19 protein-coding genes are annotated in these 17,081 nt (G+C 64.8%); 15 read left to right on the top strand and 4 right to left on the bottom strand.

Features of this window, described 5'->3' with window-relative positions:
* Positions 1–195 precede the first annotated feature (195 nt).
* Together AC2FLM_RS17760 and miaA are read right to left on the bottom strand one after the other, a co-directional pair.
* A complete protein-coding gene (locus AC2FLM_RS17760; protein WP_496859331.1) occupies positions 196–1,002 on the bottom strand; it encodes a helix-turn-helix transcriptional regulator in 807 nt (268 codons plus the stop codon).
* A gap of 41 nt (positions 1,003–1,043) precedes the next feature.
* Entirely contained in the window at positions 1,044–1,919 is an 876-nt protein-coding gene (miaA, locus tag AC2FLM_RS17755) for a tRNA (adenosine(37)-N6)-dimethylallyltransferase MiaA (protein WP_496859330.1), read from the bottom strand.
* A 116-nt stretch (positions 1,920–2,035) separates the two neighbouring features.
* Between miaA and pyrH the strand changes: the two genes are divergently transcribed.
* From pyrH to lpxB, 13 genes are all read left to right on the top strand, one after another.
* On the top strand, positions 2,036–2,791 hold the full coding sequence (pyrH, locus tag AC2FLM_RS17750; protein WP_234145045.1) for a UMP kinase: 756 nt from the start codon (positions 2,036–2,038) through the stop codon (positions 2,789–2,791).
* A gap of 110 nt (positions 2,792–2,901) precedes the next feature.
* A complete protein-coding gene (frr, locus tag AC2FLM_RS17745) occupies positions 2,902–3,465 on the top strand; it encodes a ribosome recycling factor (protein WP_234166344.1) in 564 nt (187 codons plus the stop codon).
* A gap of 10 nt (positions 3,466–3,475) precedes the next feature.
* The gene (gene uppS / locus AC2FLM_RS17740) at positions 3,476–4,207 is read left to right on the top strand and encodes an undecaprenyl pyrophosphate synthase (RefSeq protein WP_496859329.1); all 732 of its coding nucleotides are present in this window, start codon (positions 3,476–3,478) and stop codon (positions 4,205–4,207) included.
* Positions 4,204–4,986, top strand: a complete 783-nt coding sequence (locus AC2FLM_RS17735; RefSeq protein ID WP_496859328.1) for a phosphatidate cytidylyltransferase — start codon at positions 4,204–4,206, stop codon at positions 4,984–4,986. Before uppS ends, AC2FLM_RS17735 begins: the two co-directional genes overlap by 4 nt.
* Positions 4,986–6,173, top strand: a complete 1,188-nt coding sequence (gene dxr / locus AC2FLM_RS17730) for a 1-deoxy-D-xylulose-5-phosphate reductoisomerase (RefSeq protein WP_496859327.1) — start codon at positions 4,986–4,988, stop codon at positions 6,171–6,173. The genes AC2FLM_RS17735 and dxr overlap by 1 nt, the downstream gene beginning before the upstream one ends.
* Before the next feature lie 4 nt (positions 6,174–6,177).
* Positions 6,178–7,548, top strand: a complete 1,371-nt coding sequence (gene rseP, locus AC2FLM_RS17725) for an RIP metalloprotease RseP (protein WP_496859326.1) — start codon at positions 6,178–6,180, stop codon at positions 7,546–7,548.
* Between the two features lie 99 nt (positions 7,549–7,647).
* Positions 7,648–7,773, top strand: a complete 126-nt coding sequence (locus AC2FLM_RS17720) for a hypothetical protein (protein WP_275671903.1) — start codon at positions 7,648–7,650, stop codon at positions 7,771–7,773.
* A 129-nt stretch (positions 7,774–7,902) separates the two neighbouring features.
* Positions 7,903–10,266 (top strand): outer membrane protein assembly factor BamA, encoded by a 2,364-nt coding sequence (gene bamA / locus AC2FLM_RS17715; protein WP_496859325.1) that lies wholly within the window; start codon positions 7,903–7,905, stop codon positions 10,264–10,266.
* Between the two features lie 34 nt (positions 10,267–10,300).
* Complete coding sequence (locus tag AC2FLM_RS17710; protein WP_234145050.1) at positions 10,301–10,846, top strand: OmpH family outer membrane protein; 546 nt, start codon at positions 10,301–10,303, stop codon at positions 10,844–10,846.
* 81 nt (positions 10,847–10,927) lie between these two features.
* Entirely contained in the window at positions 10,928–11,401 is a 474-nt protein-coding gene (gene fabZ / locus AC2FLM_RS17705; protein ID WP_234136461.1) for a 3-hydroxyacyl-ACP dehydratase FabZ, read from the top strand.
* Positions 11,398–12,183: an acyl-ACP--UDP-N-acetylglucosamine O-acyltransferase gene (gene lpxA, locus AC2FLM_RS17700; RefSeq protein ID WP_234145051.1), complete on the top strand. Its 786-nt coding sequence runs from the start codon at positions 11,398–11,400 to the stop codon at positions 12,181–12,183. The genes fabZ and lpxA overlap by 4 nt, the downstream gene beginning before the upstream one ends.
* 1 nt (position 12,184) lies before the next feature.
* Positions 12,185–12,979, top strand: a complete 795-nt coding sequence (locus AC2FLM_RS17695) for an LpxI family protein (RefSeq protein WP_496859324.1) — start codon at positions 12,185–12,187, stop codon at positions 12,977–12,979.
* Positions 12,979–14,136, top strand: a complete 1,158-nt coding sequence (gene lpxB, locus AC2FLM_RS17690; protein WP_496859323.1) for a lipid-A-disaccharide synthase — start codon at positions 12,979–12,981, stop codon at positions 14,134–14,136. The genes AC2FLM_RS17695 and lpxB overlap by 1 nt, the downstream gene beginning before the upstream one ends.
* On the opposite strand, the gene AC2FLM_RS17685 is transcribed toward lpxB, so the two are convergent.
* Positions 14,133–14,645, bottom strand: a complete 513-nt coding sequence (locus AC2FLM_RS17685; RefSeq protein ID WP_496859322.1) for a GNAT family N-acetyltransferase — start codon at positions 14,643–14,645, stop codon at positions 14,133–14,135. The genes lpxB and AC2FLM_RS17685 overlap by 4 nt on opposite strands.
* A complete protein-coding gene (gene mnmA, locus AC2FLM_RS17680) occupies positions 14,635–15,780 on the bottom strand; it encodes a tRNA 2-thiouridine(34) synthase MnmA (protein ID WP_496859321.1) in 1,146 nt (381 codons plus the stop codon). The genes AC2FLM_RS17685 and mnmA overlap by 11 nt, the downstream gene beginning before the upstream one ends.
* A gap of 130 nt (positions 15,781–15,910) precedes the next feature.
* Between mnmA and sciP the strand changes: the two genes are divergently transcribed.
* Both sciP and ctrA read left to right on the top strand, forming a co-directional pair.
* Complete coding sequence (gene sciP, locus AC2FLM_RS17675) at positions 15,911–16,189, top strand: CtrA inhibitor SciP (RefSeq protein ID WP_234136468.1); 279 nt, start codon at positions 15,911–15,913, stop codon at positions 16,187–16,189.
* Between the two features lie 99 nt (positions 16,190–16,288).
* Positions 16,289–17,005 carry a response regulator transcription factor CtrA gene (gene ctrA / locus AC2FLM_RS17670; protein WP_011047414.1) on the top strand — a complete coding sequence of 239 codons (717 nt, stop codon included), beginning with the start codon at positions 16,289–16,291 and terminating at the stop codon, positions 17,003–17,005.
* Positions 17,006–17,081: the final 76 nt, after the last annotated feature.

The following is a 17,081-nucleotide window of genomic DNA, read 5'->3' as shown; positions in this document are numbered from 1 at the left end:
CGGTCTGCGGCCCGTGTGGCGCCGGCTGCGCTGCTGCGGGTCTGTTCCCGTCCGATGGAATTCTGGCGTCCCCATGCGCCCATTCCGCAATAGATTCCGGCCTGCGTCAATGATTGGTTTCGTCACAACCTGGTCAAAAAGCGACATTCGCGCGTCGAAATCCTTCATATGTTCAGCTAAAATGGACAGAGGTGTCTATTTCGTCGCAATCCTTCCGCGCAGCGCGCGGGGGGACAGGCCGGAACGGCGACTGACAAATCGGGAGAACACCGCGGCACTGGCGAATCCCAGATGCCGGGCGATGTCACCGACCGCGGCGCTGCCGCCGCACAGATGCGCGCGCGCGGCATGGTCCAGTCGCTGGTGCAACACCTCGGCGGCCCCCAGCCCGGTCGCGGTCTTGCACAGGCGGGTCAGGTGTTCGGGCGAGACTGACAGCGCGGCGGCGTGATCGGCCACCGTGGCGCCGCTGTCAAAGGCCTCGGTCAGCCGGGCGCCGTAGCGGCGGGTCAGGTCGCGGGCGCGGTCGCCGGGGTGGCGCAGCTCATCTTGTCCGGCGTGGCGGCGTAACCAGACCGCTGTCAATTGCGCCCAGCTTTCGATCGCGGTGTCGCGCAGCGGGCGGGTGCCGGTCTGCTCGCGCGAAAGCGCGTCGAGCAGGCCGGTCAGTTCGGTCTGCTCCGCCGCCGCGCGGATGCGCAACAGCAGCGGCCGCGTCGGCAGGGAGATCGCGCTGGTCGCCGGGATCAGCAGCGCCTGCCCCAGACAGCCGCGGCCCGGATCGAGCGCCATCAGGTGCCGGGCCGGGACAAACAGCGCGTTGTGAGCGCCGAACCCGATCCGCCCGCCGTCCAGCAGCCCGGTCCCCTGGCCCCGCGTCACCCACAACAGCAGGTGGTGGCCCCGGTCATGTGCAAGCTCCAGCTGCCAGCGCCCTAGTGGCATCAGCTGCGCCAGCGTCGACAGGCGGATATCCGCGATCTCGGTAAGGTCATGGGCCATGATCCGCGATCCTGCACGCCTTTGTGGCCCATGCCAACCGCTTAGCCGCCGACAGATAGGGCATGCCAGTCGCCCATGCGGGCGCGGAACCAGCTGCGTTGCCGCTTGGCATATTGGCGCGTGGCGATGCTGGCACGTTCGCGCGCCGCGTCCAGCGTGATCTCGCCGCGCAGATGCGCCATCAGCTCGGGCACGCCGATGGCCTTGAAGGCGGGCAGGGCCGGGTCGTATCGGTCGGCCATTGCGGCCACCTCCTGCAACGCGCCCTCGTCCAGCATCTGGTCGAACCGGCGCGCGATCCGGTGCCAAAGCCAGAACTTGTCCACCTCAAGCACCAATGGCACCGCGCGCGCCAGTGGCAAGAGTGGCGGCGGCGTGTCCGCCTGCCACAGGTGCAGCGCACGCCCGGTGGCGCGCTCGACCTCCCAGGCACGCTGAACGCGCGCCCGGTTCAGCTGGTCGAGCCCGGCGGCGGTGGCCGGGTCGATCCCCGCAAGCAGCGTATCGAGGGGTAGCGCGTCCGCTTCGGCCCGGATATCGGGCGGGGTGGCGGGGATCTCGGCCATACCCTCGGTCAGCGCGGTAAAGTAGAGCCCGGTACCGCCCACGATGATCGGCCGGTCCGGGCCGTCCAGCAGCGGTGTCACCTCGCGCAGCCAGTGCCCGGCGGAATAGGGCGCATCATAGGGCAGATGCCCATAGAGGCGATGCGGCGCGCGTGCCTCCTCCTCTGGCGAGGGCCGCGCGCTGATCGCGCGCCAGCAGTTATAGACCTGGCTGGCATCGGCGTTGACGATAACACCCCCGAACCGCTCGGCAATCTCCAGCGCCAGCGCCGATTTGCCCGAGGCGGTCGGCCCCGCGATCAGCACCGGTACGCCCTCGGGGATCGGGGGCAGGGCGGGGCCTACAGCCATGGTCGCGCGCCCCGGTTCATCTCATTTGCCCGACAGGGGCCATGCCGCATTGAACCCATCGGGGTTTTCCTCCATTTTGCGCCGGAAAATAGACCGGTGCCAAAGCGGAGCGCAACATGACCTCGTCCACATCCCCCGAAACCCCGTCCGATCCCTCGCAAACCAGGTACAAGCGCGTGATGCTGAAGATCTCGGGCGAGGCGCTGATGGGGGATCAGGGATTCGGCCTGCACCCGCCCACCGTCAAGCGGATCGCCGAAGAGGTCAAAACCGTGCATGACATGGGGGTCGAGATCTGCATGGTGATCGGCGGCGGCAACATCTTTCGCGGCCTCAGCGGCGCCGCCCAGGGTATGGAGCGCACAACCGCCGACTATATGGGGATGCTCGCCACGGTAATGAACGCGCTGGGAATGCAGGCCGCGCTCGAAGGGCTGGGCGTATTTACCCGGGTGATCTCGGCCATTCGGATGGACGAAGTGGCCGAACCCTATATCCGCCGCCGCGCCGTGCGCCACCTCGAGAAAAAGCGGGTCTGCATCTTTGCCGCCGGCACCGGCAACCCCTATTTCACCACCGACACCGCCGCCACCCTGCGCGCCAATGAAATGGCCTGCGAGGCGATCTTCATGGGCAAGAATGGAGTCGACGGGGTTTATGACAAGGACCCCGCGCTGCATGATGACGCAGAGCGTTATGACGAGATCAGCTATGACGAGGTGCTGGCCAAGCGGCTCAAGGTGATGGATGCCTCGGCCATCGCGCTGGCGCGCGACAACAACCTGCCGCTGATCGTCTTTTCACTGGACGAGCCGGGCGGTTTCCGTGGCATCCTGGCGGGCGAGGGCACCTATACCAAGGTGCAGGGCTGACCACAGCGGTCGGGCGTCTGGCCAAAGGGGGCGGGCCAAGATTGCTATACAACCCAATCTGGATGGCTTAAGACCCAAGAAACAGGACCTCAAGCAGAGGAGAGAGCAGCATGTCTGACGATTTCGAACTCGACACCGACGATCTCAAGCGCCGCATGGATGGCGCCATGGCCAACCTCAAGACCGAATTCGCCTCGCTGCGCACCGGTCGCGCCTCGGGCTCGATGCTCGAGCCGATCCAGGTCGAGGCCTATGGCCAGATGACCCCGATCAACCAGATCGGTACCGTCAACGTGCCCGAGCCGCGCATGGTCACCATCAATGTCTGGGACAAGTCGATGGTGGGCAAGGTCGAGAAGGCGATCCGCGAAAGCGGGCTGGGCATCAACCCGCAGCTCAACGGTACCATCATCATGCTGCCGATCCCCGAGCTGAACGAAGAGCGCCGCCGCGAGCTGACCAAGGTCGCCGGCCAATATGCCGAACATGCCCGCGTCGCCATCCGCAACGTGCGTCGCGACGGCATGGACCAGATCAAGAAGGCCAAGGCCGACGGCATGTCCGAGGACGATCAGAAGTTCTGGGAGGCCGAGGTGCAGGACCTGACCGACAAGATGATCAAGGCGGTCGACGGCGCGCTTGAGACCAAGCAAGCCGAAATCATGCAGGTCTGAGCCGCACCAGATGGCCCATGACCCCGCTCCCGCGCACGGCCCCGGCCCGCGTCACGTCGCCATCATCATGGACGGCAATGGCCGCTGGGCCCAGGCACGGGGCCGTCCGCGCCTGTTCGGCCACCATGCCGGCGCCCGCCGCGTGCGCGAGGTGGTCGAGGCCTGCCCCGAGCTGGGTATCAAGTATCTGACTATATTCGCCTTTTCGACCGAGAACTGGAAACGGACCCAGGTCGAGGTGGCCGGGCTGATGAGCCTCTTTCGTCGCTACATCGCCAAGGAGACCCGGGCGCTGCATGCGCGCGGGGTACGCGTGCGCTTCATCGGCGACCGGGTGCGGCTGGATGCCAAGCTGATCGCGCTGATGGACACGCTCGAAGAGCAGACCCGCGAGAATGACAGCGTGCACCTGACCATCGCGCTCAACTATGGTGGCCGTGACGAGGTGGCCCGCGCCACCCGCCGTCTGGCCCGCGATGTGGCCGAGGGGCGGCTGAAACCCGAGGATGTGGACGAGGAGACGCTGCCGCGCTACCTCGATACCCGCGTGCTGCCCGATCCCGACCTGGTGATCCGCACCAGCGGCGAGGCCCGGATATCGAACTTCCTGCTCTGGCAGTCGGCCTATTCCGAATACGAATTCATCGACACGCTCTGGCCCGATTTTACCGCCGAGGAGCTGGCCCGGCTCTGCCAAAGCTATGGGAGCCGCGACCGCAGGTTCGGCGCGGTCAAGGCATGAGCGAGGGGCGCTGGTCCGACCTGACCGCCCGGGTGGGGTCCGCCGTGGTGCTGGCCGCCGTGGCCGGGGTCGAGCTGTGGCTGGGCGGTCTGTGGTTCGAAAGTTTCATCGCTGTGGTGACCGGCCTGATGGTCTGGGAACTGATGCGGATGATCGCGCCCGAACGGGGTGGGGCGGCGGTGCAGATGGCGCTGCTGACCGGATTTGCGGTGCTGCTGGCCTATCACCTTCCGCCGCTTTACCGGCTGCCGGTTCTGGTGGCACCGGCGCTGGTGGGCGCCGGGCAGGTGACCCGATGCAAGGGGCTTTACGCGGTCTTCGCTCTCTGGATCGCCTTTGCCGGGCTTGGCTTCATCTGGATCCGCGAGGTCATGGGCCTCGACTGGATGCTGTGGCTGGTGCTGGTGGTGGTTGCCACCGACGTGGCGGGGTACTTCGTGGGCAAGATGATCGGCGGGCCCAAGTTCTGGCCGCGCGTCAGCCCGAAAAAGACCTGGTCGGGGACCGCGGGCGGCTGGGCCGCTGCCGCGCTGATTGGCGGTGGCTTCGCGATCTATGCGGGGCTGGGCGCCGGCCTGCTGGTGCTGTCGGTGCTGGCCTCGATGGCCAGCCAGGCGGGTGATATCGCTGAAAGCGCGCTGAAACGGAAGATGGGGGTCAAGGACAGCTCCAACCTGATCCCCGGCCATGGCGGCTTTCTCGACCGGTTTGACGGGATGATGGGGGCGGCGGTGTTTGTCCTGCTGGCCGGGCTGCTGCGCGCGCTTGGGGGCCTGTGATGCAGGCGGTGTCTGCGCGCAGGGTCTCGATCTTCGGGGCCACCGGTTCCATCGGGCAGAACACCATCGACCTGATCGCCCGCGATCCCGACGCTTATGATGTGGTGGCGCTGAGTGGTGGCGCCAATATCGCGCGACTGGCCGAGGATGCCCGACGGCTGCGTGCCGATGTGGCGGTGACTGCCTTTCCCGAGCGCCTGCACGACTTGCGCGCGGCGCTCGCCGGTAGCGGGGTCGAGGCGGCGGCGGGTCCGGCGGCCCTGATCGAGGCGGGTGCGCGCCCGGCGGATTGGGTGATGTCGGCCATTGTCGGCGCGGCGGGGCTGGCGCCCGGTCTGGCGGCTCTGGAACAGGGCGCCACGCTGGCGCTGGCCAACAAGGAAACGCTGGTTTGCGCGGGGTCTCTGGTGCTGGAAACCGCGCGCCGCCATGGCGCCCGGCTGCTGCCGGTGGACAGCGAGCATTCAGCGGTGTTCCAGGCGCTGGTGGGCGAGGACATGGCGGCGGTCGAACGGATCGTCATCACCGCCTCGGGCGGGGCCTTCCGCGACTGGCCGCTGGAACGGCTGGCCGGGGCCACTGCCCAGGAAGCCGCCCAGCACCCCAACTGGGACATGGGTCAGCGCATCACCATCGATAGCGCATCCATGTTCAACAAGGCGTTGGAGGTCATTGAAACCCGGGAGTTTTTCGGGATCGACCCGGAACGGATCGAGGTCATCGTACATCCCGAATCCATGGTGCATGCGCTGGTTGGCTTTCGCGATGGTGCGCTGATGGCGCATCTGGGCGCGCCCGACATGCGGCATGCCATCGGCTATGCGCTGCACTGGCCCGAAAGGCGCGACCTGCCGGTGGCGCGGCTTGATCTTGCGGCGCTGGGGCAACTCAATTTCCGCGCCCCGGACGATGCCCGCTATCCCGCCCTGCGGCTGGCGCGGAGGGTGATGGCGCGGGGTGGGCTGTCGGGCGCGGTGTTCAACGCTGCCAAGGAACGCGCGCTTGATCATTTCATCGCCGGGCGCATCGGCTTTCTGGACATGGCGCATCTGGTCGAGGTCGTTCTGGACCGGTTTGAGTCCGATCCCGGCCTCATTGATGCCCCAATGACCCTTGATACTGTGACCCAAACAGACCATCTGGCGCGTCAAAGGGTCGACGCCGCATTGGCAAAACGAGCAGGGTAAGATTTTGGACGTTATTGGACTGATCCCGCAATTCGGCAGCCTTCTCTATACCATCGCGGCCTTCGTGGTGGCCTTGTCGGTCATCGTCGCGGTGCATGAATATGGCCATTACATCGTCGGGCGCTGGTCCGGCATCCATGCCGAGGTGTTTTCGATCGGGTTCGGGCCGGTGTTGTGGAGCCGCGTGGACCGGCGCGGCACCCGCTGGCAGATTGCGCTGCTGCCTTTTGGTGGTTACGTCAAGTTTCTGGGCGATGCCAATGCCGCTTCGGGCAAGGATGGCGAGAGCATGGCCGAGATCTATCGCCGCAATCCCGGTGACCTGCGCCGCACCATGCATGGCGCGCCGCTTTGGGCGCGGGCGGCGACCGTGGCGGCGGGACCGCTGTTCAATTTCGTGATGTCGATCCTGGTGTTCGCGGTCATTTTCATGACCCGCGGCGCCCCGGTCGAACCGCTGACCGTGGCCGAGATCCGCGATCTGCCCGGTGTCGAGACCAGCCTGCGCCCCGGCGATACCATCCTGTCGGTGGGCGGCGTGCCGCTGCCGGGATCGGATTTCGCCACCGATGCCGAGGAAGGCGCCGCCTGGCGCGATTTCGAAGGCGCGCTGCCGCTGGCGGCGCAGCTTGAATACTCCGTGATGCGCGACGGGGCAGAGGTTACGGCGACCGGACCGCAGTTCTTCCCGGCGCTGGTCGGTTCTGTGGTGCCGCGCAGCGCCGCGCAGGATGCCGGGCTGCGCTCGGGCGACGTGATCCGGGCCATCGACGGCGAAGCGATCGTGGCCTTCCGTCAACTCAAGGACATCGTCGAGGGGTCGGACGGCAAGCCGCTGCTGCTGGATGTCTGGCGCGAGGGCGAGATGCTCCAGCTGCTGCTGGTGCCACGCCGCACCGACAGCCCCACGCCCGAAGGTGGGTACGAGACCAACTGGCGGATCGGTGTGGCCAGCGGTCAGGCCTTTGACCCGGCGACCGAAACGCCCGGCCCGCTGGCGGCGCTGGCCACCGGGGTCAGCCGTACCGGCGATATCGTCTACTCCTCGCTCTCGGGGCTCTGGCACATGATCGCGGGGCAGATTTCCACCTGCAACATCTCGGGTCCGGTGGGCATCGCCCAGGCCTCGGGCGCGGTGGCCAGCCAGGGCGCGCAAAGCTTCATCGCTTTCATCGCGGTACTGTCGACGGCGGTGGGGCTGCTTAACCTGTTCCCGATCCCGGCGCTGGATGGTGGCCATCTGGTGTTCTATGCCTACGAGGCGGTGGCCGGCAAACCGCCCAGCGACAATGTGCTGCGGGTGCTGATGGCGCTGGGGATCACCCTCATCCTGTCGCTGATGCTGTTCTCGCTCAGTAACGATCTGTTCTGCTGACGAGACGGCAATTCTCAACAAAGCGTGAATGCGCCCAAGTCTCGCCACATTCAGGGGCTAACCTGAGCGGGACTTTGGAAATCCGCAGGAGCGTGAAAGATGCATGTCTTGCAACAATCGTATCGTGGTCTTGGCCTGGTGATGCAGCTCAACTGGGACCGTATCCTGTTTGTCGGCGCAATCGCGGCGGCGCTGTTTCTGGGGGCGTTTCTGGGTAGCCTCTGACGCGCACTCCTGACTTCGAGTTCAAGACGCGGCCGCCAAGGCCGCGTCTTTCGTTTTGGGCTTTTGACAACCCCGGCCAATCCCGGTACTGACAGACGAAAGTCTGCTGAAAACTGGGTTGAAAACGAGATGCATAACGGGAGAGGCGCAGGTACATACTGCGGCGACGGCAATTCCAGCCGCCATATGTTGTTGAATTCCGTCTCGGCAATTTTCCTTGCCACAGCAATGACCTTCGCCGCCCTGCCGCAGGACGCGCAGGCGCAGGATTACCGGTTCAATACGGTTCAGGTCGACGGAAACCAGCGTATCGAGACCTCGACCATCGTCGCCCGGATGGGAATCGAACGGGGCAAGACGATCTCGGCCGGGGCGCTCAACGATGCCTATCAGCGTTTGCTTGACAGTGGCGTTTTCGAAACAGTCGAGTTGATTCCGCAGGGCAACACGCTGGTGGTGAAGGTGGTCGAGCATCCGACCATCAACCGGATCAATTTCGAGGGCAACCGCCGGGTCAAGGATGAGACGCTCGAAGGCGCCATCGGGTCGCAGTCGCGCCGCGTCTTTACCCCCGAACAGGCCGAGCGCGACGCCGCCACCATCGCCGAGATCTATTCGACCCAGGGCCGCGTCGCCGCCACCGTGGTGCCGCGCATCATCCGCCGCAGCGACAACCGCGTCGATCTGGTGTTTGAGATATCCGAAGGCGACACGATCGAGATCGAGCGCGTCAGCTTTGTCGGCAACCGCGCCTTTTCCGATCGCCGTCTGCGCCGGATTCTTGAGACCAAGCAGGCCGGATTGCTGCGCACCTTTATCCGTTCTGACACCTTCATCGCCGACCGGATCGAATTCGACAAACAGGTGCTGCGCGATTTCTACCTGTCTCGCGGCTATGTCGATTTCCGCGTCAACAGCGCCAATGTGGAATTCACCCGCGAACGCGACGCCTTCTTCCTGATCATGGATGTGACCGAGGGGCAGCAGTTCTCGTTCGGCAAGATCACCACCGTCAGCGAGATCCCCGGTGTCGAGGCACCGGCCTATCAGGACGTGCTCAAGATCAAGCCGGGCGTGATCTATTCGCCCAGCCTTGTCGAGAATTCGATCGCCCGGATGGAGCGTCTGGGCCTCAAGAACGGGGTCGATTTCCTGCGGGTCGAACCTCGGATCAAGCGCAACGACCGCGATCTGACGCTGGATATCGAATTTGCACTGGTCAAGGGACCGCGCATCTTTGTCGAACGGATCGACATCGAGGGTAACACCACCACGCTGGATCAGGTGATCCGCCGCCAGTTCCGCACCGTCGAAGGCGACCCGTTCAACCCGCGCGAGATTCGCGAAAGCGCCGAGCGCATCCGCGCGCTGGGCTTCTTTGCCGATGCCAACGTGGAAACCCGCGAGGGATCGACCCCGGCGCAGGTTATCGTCGATGTGGATGTCGAGGAAAAGCCGACCGGCTCGCTCAGCTTTGGCGGCAGTTACTCGGTCTCGGACGGTTTCGGTGTGGCCATCGGCCTGACCGAGGACAACTGGCTGGGTCGCGGCCAGCGGCTGGGCCTGACCCTGTCGACCGCGCAGGATGCCGAGCAATATGTGCTCTCGTTCACCGAGCCGCAATTGCTGGGGCGCGACCTGCGCTTTGACATCGACCTCGGCGTGGCGAACACCAATTCTAGCTTTGCCAGCTATGACACCGAGCGGGCCTTCTTTGCTCCCGGCCTGACCTTCCGCCTGGGCGAGTTGTCGACCCTGCAACTGCGCTATCGCTGGGAGGCCAGCGAGATGGTGCAGCGGACCGCGACCACGGTCAGCGGCGCGGTGATCGCCAGCGAAATCGCGCAGGGCAAAAAATCGTCCAGCGCGTTGGGGCTGACCTATACCTATGACAGCCGGATCGGTGGTCTGAACCCCAATGCGGGCGTGTTGTTCGAGGTCGGCGTCGATGCGGCCGGTCTGGGCGGCGACAACGAATATATCAAGACCTCGGCCAAGGCGATCGCCCAGACCCGTGTCTGGCACGAAGAGATCACGCTGCGGGCCTCGCTCGATCTGGGTGCGTTCAGCTGGCAGGGCAGCGGGTTCAGCCGTGCGGTCGACCGTTTCGTGATCGGCCCGAACACCTTCCGCGGGTTTGAGCCCGCCGGTGTCGGCCCGCGCGACCTGTCCAACGGGGTCGATGACGCGATTGGCGGCAACTATTATGCGGTGGCCCGGTTCGAGGCGGAATTCCCGCTGGGCCTGCCCGAGGAACTGGGTCTGCGCGGCGGCGTGTTCTACGACGTTGGCAACGTCTGGGATCTGAGCGACGTCAATACCGCCGGTGGCACGATCGTCGGCGCCGACGGCTCGTTCCGTCACGTGATCGGCTTCTCGCTGCTCTGGACCACGGCCTTTGGCCCGCTGCGCTTCAACTTCTCCAAGGCGCTCAAGAAAGAGACCTTTGACAAGGAACAGTCCTTCGACCTGACCATTCAGGCGCGGTTCTGATCACGGCATGCGGCCTTGGCACACAGGGCAGGTAATGCGGGGCCTCTTGGGGGCCCTGCTGCTGTTTATGGCGCTGCCTTTGGATGCCTCCGCGCAACAGTTGGGCCTGCCGCGCCACGAGGTGCTGACCATCTCGGGCGAGATCCTGTTCGTGAAATCCGCCTATGGCCGCCGCATCATCGACGAGATCGAGGCCGAAGGCGCGCTGCTGGCGGCCGAGAACGAGCGGATCGTGGCCGAGTTGAGCCGCGAGGAGCAGGAGTTGACCCAGCGCCGGACCGAGCTGGAGCCGCAGGCGTTCCGGGTGCTGGCCGAAGCCTTTGACGTCAAGGTGCAGGCCCATCGCGAGAACCAGACCGCCAAGCGGCAGGCGCTGGAGGCGCGCGGCGAAGAGGCCCGCGCCACATTTGTCGAACTGGCCCGGCCGATCCTTGCGGCGCTGATGCGCGACACCGGCGCCAGCGTGATCCTGGAGCGCTCGACAGTATTCCTCAGCCTCGACACCACCGATATCACCGCCATCGCGATCAGCCGCATCGACGCGGCCATCGGCGACGGCAGCGCCCTGCGTCGGGATTAGCGCCTGTTTGCGCTTGCTTGCCGATTGCGGCCAGTCTTGCTAATCCCGGATCAAGACCGACAAGAACAGGAACAGTGCAGCATGACCACCGAGACCAAGAGCGCCGATATCCAGCTGATCCAGCGGATCCTGCCGCACCGCTATCCGTTTCTGCTGGTGGACAAGGTTGTCGAGATCGACGGTTACAGTTCGGCCGTTGGGATCAAGAACGTCACCATGAACGAGCCGCATTTCCAGGGCCATTTCCCAGGCACTCCGATCATGCCCGGTGTAACCATTGTCGAGGCGATGGCCCAGACCGCCGGTGTGATGCTGGGGGTCGGCATGGATATCGTCGACAGCGAGTTGTTGATTTACTTCATGAATATCGACAACTGCAAATTCCGCCGCAAAGTGGTGCCGGGCGATGTGATGAAAATGCATGTTGAGACCCTGCGCGGCAAGATGGGCGGCAAGATCTTCAAGTTCCGTGGCACCGCCACTGTGGACGGCGAGGTGGCGGCACAGGCCGAATTCTCGGCCTATGTGGACCTGACCGGAGAGAAAAGCACATGAGCCAGATCCATCCCAGCGCCATCATCGAAGAGGGCGCGCAGATCGGCGCCGATTGCGTGATCGGTCCGTTCTGCATCGTGGGGCCAAAGGTGGTTCTGGGCGACCGGGTCGAGTTGAAGAGCCATGTGGTCGTCACCGGTGACACCACCGTGGGCGAGGATACGGTGATCTTCAGCTTTGCGGTGATCGGCGAGATCCCGCAGGACAAGAAATTCGGCGGCGAGGAAACCAGCGTCGTGATCGGCGCCCGTAACCGCATTCGCGAACATGTGACCGTGAACGCCGGTACCGCCGGGGGTGGCGGCGTCACCCGGATCGGGGACGACTGCTTGTTGATGGCGGGCTGCCATGTGGCGCATGATTGCCAGCTGGGTAACCGGGTGATCATGGTCAACCATGCCGGCGCCGCGGGCCATTGCATTGTCGAGGATGACGTCATCATCGGCGGCATCTCGGGCCTGCATCAATGGGTCCGGGTCGGGCGTGGCGCCATCATCGGCGCGCTGACCATGGTGCCCAATGACGTCATTCCCTATGGTCTGGTGCAGGCACCGCGGGGCGAGCTGGACGGGCTGAACCTGATCGGGCTGAAACGGCGCGGCGTGGCCCGCTCCGACATCACCCAGCTGCGCGCCGCCTTTCAGATGCTCGCCCAGGGCGAGGGGACCTTTCAGGATCGCGCCCGCCGCATGGGCGAGGAGTTCGACAGCGACTATGTGCGCGAGATCGCCGAGTTCATCCTGGGCCAGACCGACCGGTCCTATCTGACGCCGGGCAAGTGACATGCTGGCGCTGATCGCAGGGACCGGGGCGCTGCCCGAGGAACTGGTCGCCCGCCTGTCCGAACCGCCGCTGATCTGTGCGATGGAAGGCTTTTTGCCGGAACGGCTGCCGGTGGATATCCCGTTCCCGATCGAGCATCTGGGCTCGCTGGTGGAGCAACTCAAGGCGCGCGGTGTGACCGAGATCTGCCTTGCGGGCGCGGTGGGGCGGCCTGCGGTCGATGCGGCCCGGATCGACGCGGCCACGCTGCCGCTGGTGCCGGTGATCCAGCAGGCGCTGACCTCGGGCGACGATGGCGCGCTGAGGGCGGTGATGGGGATATTCGAAAGCGCAGGGTTGGCGGTGCGCGCAGCCCATGAAATCGCCCTCGATCTGCTGATGCCCCCCGGCTGCCCGACCAAGGCGCAGCCTGAACCTGCGGATTTGGCGGATGCCAAGCGCGGCGCCGAGATCGTGGCCGCCATGTCGGCCGCAGATATCGGTCAGGCCTGTGTGGTCCATCGCGGACAGGCGCTGGCGGTCGAAAGCGTGTTCGGCACCAACTGGATGCTGGGAACCCTTGGCCAGCGCCCCGATGCGGGCGGTGGCGTCCTCTACAAGGCACCGAAACCCGACCAGGACCGGCGCGCGGACCTGCCCACCATCGGCCCCGATACCGTTACCGCCGCCGTGGTGGCGGGCCTCTCGGGGCTGGTGATCGCGGCGGGCGGCGTCATCGTGCTGGAGCGTGACCGGGTGATCGCGGAATGTGACCGGCTGGGCCTCTTTCTGTTTGTTGCGGGACTGGACGCCTGATGCGCGTCTTCATCCTTGCGGGTGAACCTTCGGGCGACCGTCTGGGCGGGGCGCTGATGGCGGGCCTTCGTCAGCTCTGTCCCGATGTGCAGTTTGCCGGGGTCGGTGGGCCCGCGATGGAGGCGGAGGGGCTGACCAGCCGCTTTCCCATGGCCGAGCTTTCGATCATGGGACTTGTCGAGGTACTGCCGAAGTATTTCCATCTCAAACGCCGCATCGCCGAGACCGCACAAGCGGCGCTGGAGATGCAGCCCGATGTGATGATCACCATCGACAGCCCCGATTTCAGCCTGCGGGTTGCGCGGCTGGTCAAAGAGGCCAGCGACATCCGCACCGTGCATTACGTGGCGCCCAGCGTCTGGGCCTGGCGGCCCGGGCGGGCGGACAAGATGGCCAAGGTGATCGACCACGTGCTGGCGCTGTTGCCGTTTGAGCCGCCCTATATGGAGCGCGCCGGAATGGAATGCGATTTCGTAGGTCACCCGGTGGTTGGAGAGCCCGAGGCGAGCGGCGCCGAGATCGCGGCGCTGCGCGAGGAACTGGGGCTTGGCGGCGCGCCGCTGCTCCTGGCGCTGCCCGGATCGCGGAGGGGCGAGGTCGAGCGTCTGGCGCCCGTCTTTGGCGCGGCACTCAAGAGGTTTTTGCCGGAGCATCCCGATATGCGGGTGGTGGTGCCGGTGGTGCCGCATGTGGCCGATCAGGTGGCGCGGCATGTGGCGGATTGGCCGGGTGCGCCGGTGCTGGTCGATCCGCGCGGGCTGGCGCCTGCACAGGCCGCTATGCGCAAGCGCGCGGCCTTTGCCGCCGCCGATCTGGCGCTGGCGGCTTCGGGCACCGTGTCGCTGGAACTGGCGGCAGCGGGCACACCGATGGTGATCGCCTACAAGGTGAACTGGCTGACCCAGAAGATCGCCGAGCGGATGGTGACCATCGACACGGTGACACTGGTCAATCTGGTCAGCGAAACGCGGGTGGTGCCGGAATGTCTGGGCCCCGCCTGTACACCCGAAAACATCGCCGCACGGCTGGCGGCGGTGCATGCCGACCCTGCCGCGCAGGATGCGGCGATGCGCCTGACGATGGAGCGGCTGGGCCGGGGCGGCGCTCTGCCCGGCCTGCGGGCGGCGCAGGCGGTGCTGGACCGGTTGCCGGGCTAGCCGCCGAGATTGCTACGTCCAAGTTCCAGATAAACGCTGTCGGCCCACTCCCCGCCGATCTGGATCGTGCGGTTGGCGCGATGGGTTTCGACAAATCCAAGGTGGTGCAACAACCCCAGCGAGGCGGCGTTGCGCGGGTCGACATCGGCCAGGATATGGTCGAGGGGCATGGTGTCAAAGAGATGCGGGATCAGCGCGCTCAAGGCCTCGCGCATCAGCCCCTGGCCCCAGCGGTCGCGGCGCAGAAAGAAGCCAAGCTCGGGCACGGCCCACAGCCCCGCCTTGCCGATTGCCACGCCGTCCTGAAGAAGCACGTATTCGCGGCACCTTTCCGGCGGCGCGGCCAGCGTTCCGGCGACCCAGCGTTCGGTCTGTGCCAGATCGGTGTGGAGATCGCCAAAGAACCGCATCGCCTGCGGGTCGGAGAAAAAGGCATGCAGGTCAGGGGCATGCTCCGCTCGCATCGGGCAGAGGGTCAGGCGCGGGGTCTGAAGCGTCTCAATACCCACGCCAGATCCAGCCGCCGCCAAAGATGCGGCTGCCGTCGCTTTCGTAGAACACGCAGGCCTGTCCGGGCGACACACCTTCCTCGGGCGTCAGCAGGTCCACCTCGGCCTCGGTCTCGCTGATAGGGCGGACGATGGCTTCGCGCGGCGGTCGGGTCGAGCGGACCTTGACCGACAGGTGCCATTCGGGGCGCGATGTGAAAGGTTCATCCCCCAGCCAGTTGATCTCGCGCACCGGGATGGTGCGGGTGGCCAGCATCTCCTTGGGTCCGACGACAACCTGTTTCTTGTCCACGTCCAGACGCACCACATAGAGCGGATCGCTGAGGCCACCGATGCCCAGACCGCGGCGCTGGCCGATCGTGTAGTGGATGACGCCCTCGTGACTGCCCAGCACGCGGCCATCGGCATGCACGATCTTGCCCGGCTCAGCAGCGCCGGGGCGCAGTTTTTCGATCACGCTGGCATAGTTGCCGTTGGGCACGAAACAGATGTCCTGGCTGTCGGGCTTGTCGGCCACGGCCAGACCGTATTGCGCCGCCATTTCGCGGGTTGCGTCCTTTGACGGCAGGTGGCCCAGCGGAAAGCGCAGATAGTCGAGCTGTTCCGGCGTGGTCGAGAACAGGAAATAGGACTGGTCGCGGTTGGCATCCTCGGCGCAATGCAGCTCGGGCCCGTTCGGCCCCATCTTGCGCTGGATGTAATGGCCGGTGGCCATGCAGTCGGCCTCGAGATCGCGGGCGGTTTCCAGCAGGTCCTTGAACTTCACCCGTTCATTGCAGCGGATGCACGGCACCGGGGTGGCCCCGGCCAGATAGCTGTCGGCAAACTCGTCGATCACCGCATCCTTGAAGATGTTCTCGTAATCCAGCACGTAATGGGGAAAACCGCGCTCTTCGGCGACGCGGCGGGCGTCATGGATGTCGATCCCGGCGCAACAGGCGCCTTTCTTGGCCAGGGCCGCGCCGTGATCGTAAAGCTGCAAGGTGACGCCCACCACGTCATAGCCCTGATCGGCCAGATAGGCGGCCACGACCGAGCTGTCGACGCCACCCGACATGGCAACGACCACCCGCGTTTCAGAGGGCGGTTTGGCAAAGCCAAGCGTGTTCAGTGGCGTTTCGGTGTCCAGCGCCATCGGGGCAGCTCCTGACGATTAAGGAAGACCGGCAGAATATAGGAAAATCCGAAATACTCTCAAGGGGCGGTTTCACCCCGCATTAAGTAGGCTGTCGCCAATGTTGCCCTGACACAAGAAGGGATAGGTGATGTTCTTGCGAAAGGTTGAAGGCCCCCGATCTGTCACCCTGCCGGATGGCTCTATCATGACGCGCGCGGATTTGCCGCCGGCCAACACGCGCCGCTGGGTCGCATCGCGCAAGATCGCGGTGGTCCGGGGGGTCATTTACGGGCTGATCACGCTGACAGAGGCCAAACAGACCTATGGTCTGAGTGATGAGGAATTCAACAGCTGGGTATCAGCCCTGGCCGAACACGGGAAAGATGCATTGAAGGTGACTGCGCTAAAAAAGTATCGACAACTTTAGGTTGATATTACATAATGTGAATATCGGTAACGGCAGATTAACCTTTATTCGTCACGGTTAATTCCAGTACGGAATAGCGTTTAAGGCGGAGAACTTGAGATGCGCATACTTCTAGTCGAGGATGATCCGACGACGTCCAAGAGCATCGAGTTGATGCTGACCCATGCCAATCTGAACGTCTATGCGACCGATCTGGGCGAAGAAGGCATCGACCTGGCGAAGCTTTACGACTACGACCTGATCCTGCTCGACATCAATCTGCCCGACATGAACGGGCATGAGGTGCTGCGCCAGCTGCGCATGTCGCGGATCGAAACCCCTATCCTGATCCTGTCCGGCGTCGACGATACAGAAAGCAAGATCAAGGGCTTCGGCTTTGGCGCCGACGACTACCTGACCAAACCCTTCCATCGCGAGGAACTGGTCGCGCGCATTCACGCGATCATCCGCCGCTCCAAGGGTCATTCGCAGTCGGTGATCCGCACCGGCAAGATTTCGGTCAATCTGGATGCCAAGACGGTCGAGGTCGAGGGCCAGCCGGTGCATCTGACCGGCAAGGAATATCAGATGCTCGAACTGCTGTCGCTGCGCAAGGGCACGACCCTGACCAAGGAGATGTTCCTGAACCATCTCTATGGCGGCATGGACGAACCCGAATTGAAGATTATCGACGTGTTCATTTGCAAGCTTCGCAAGAAGTTGAGCAATGCAACCGGAGGAGAGAATTACATCGAAACGGTCTGGGGGCGGGGCTATGTGCTGCGCGATCCTCAGGCCGACGGGTTGCCCGATCCCCGGATCGCGGTCAACGCCTGAACAGCCAGTCGCGAGTCCAGCGCGACACCACCACTCACGCAGACTGATCTGGACCTGACCATGGCCTCGCCCTATC

The sequence above is a fragment of the Ruegeria sp. SAZD011 genome (genome assembly GCF_059612545.1).
The sequence above is the reverse complement of the archived record's forward strand: the minus strand, read 5'-3'. Positions and strand labels throughout refer to the sequence as shown.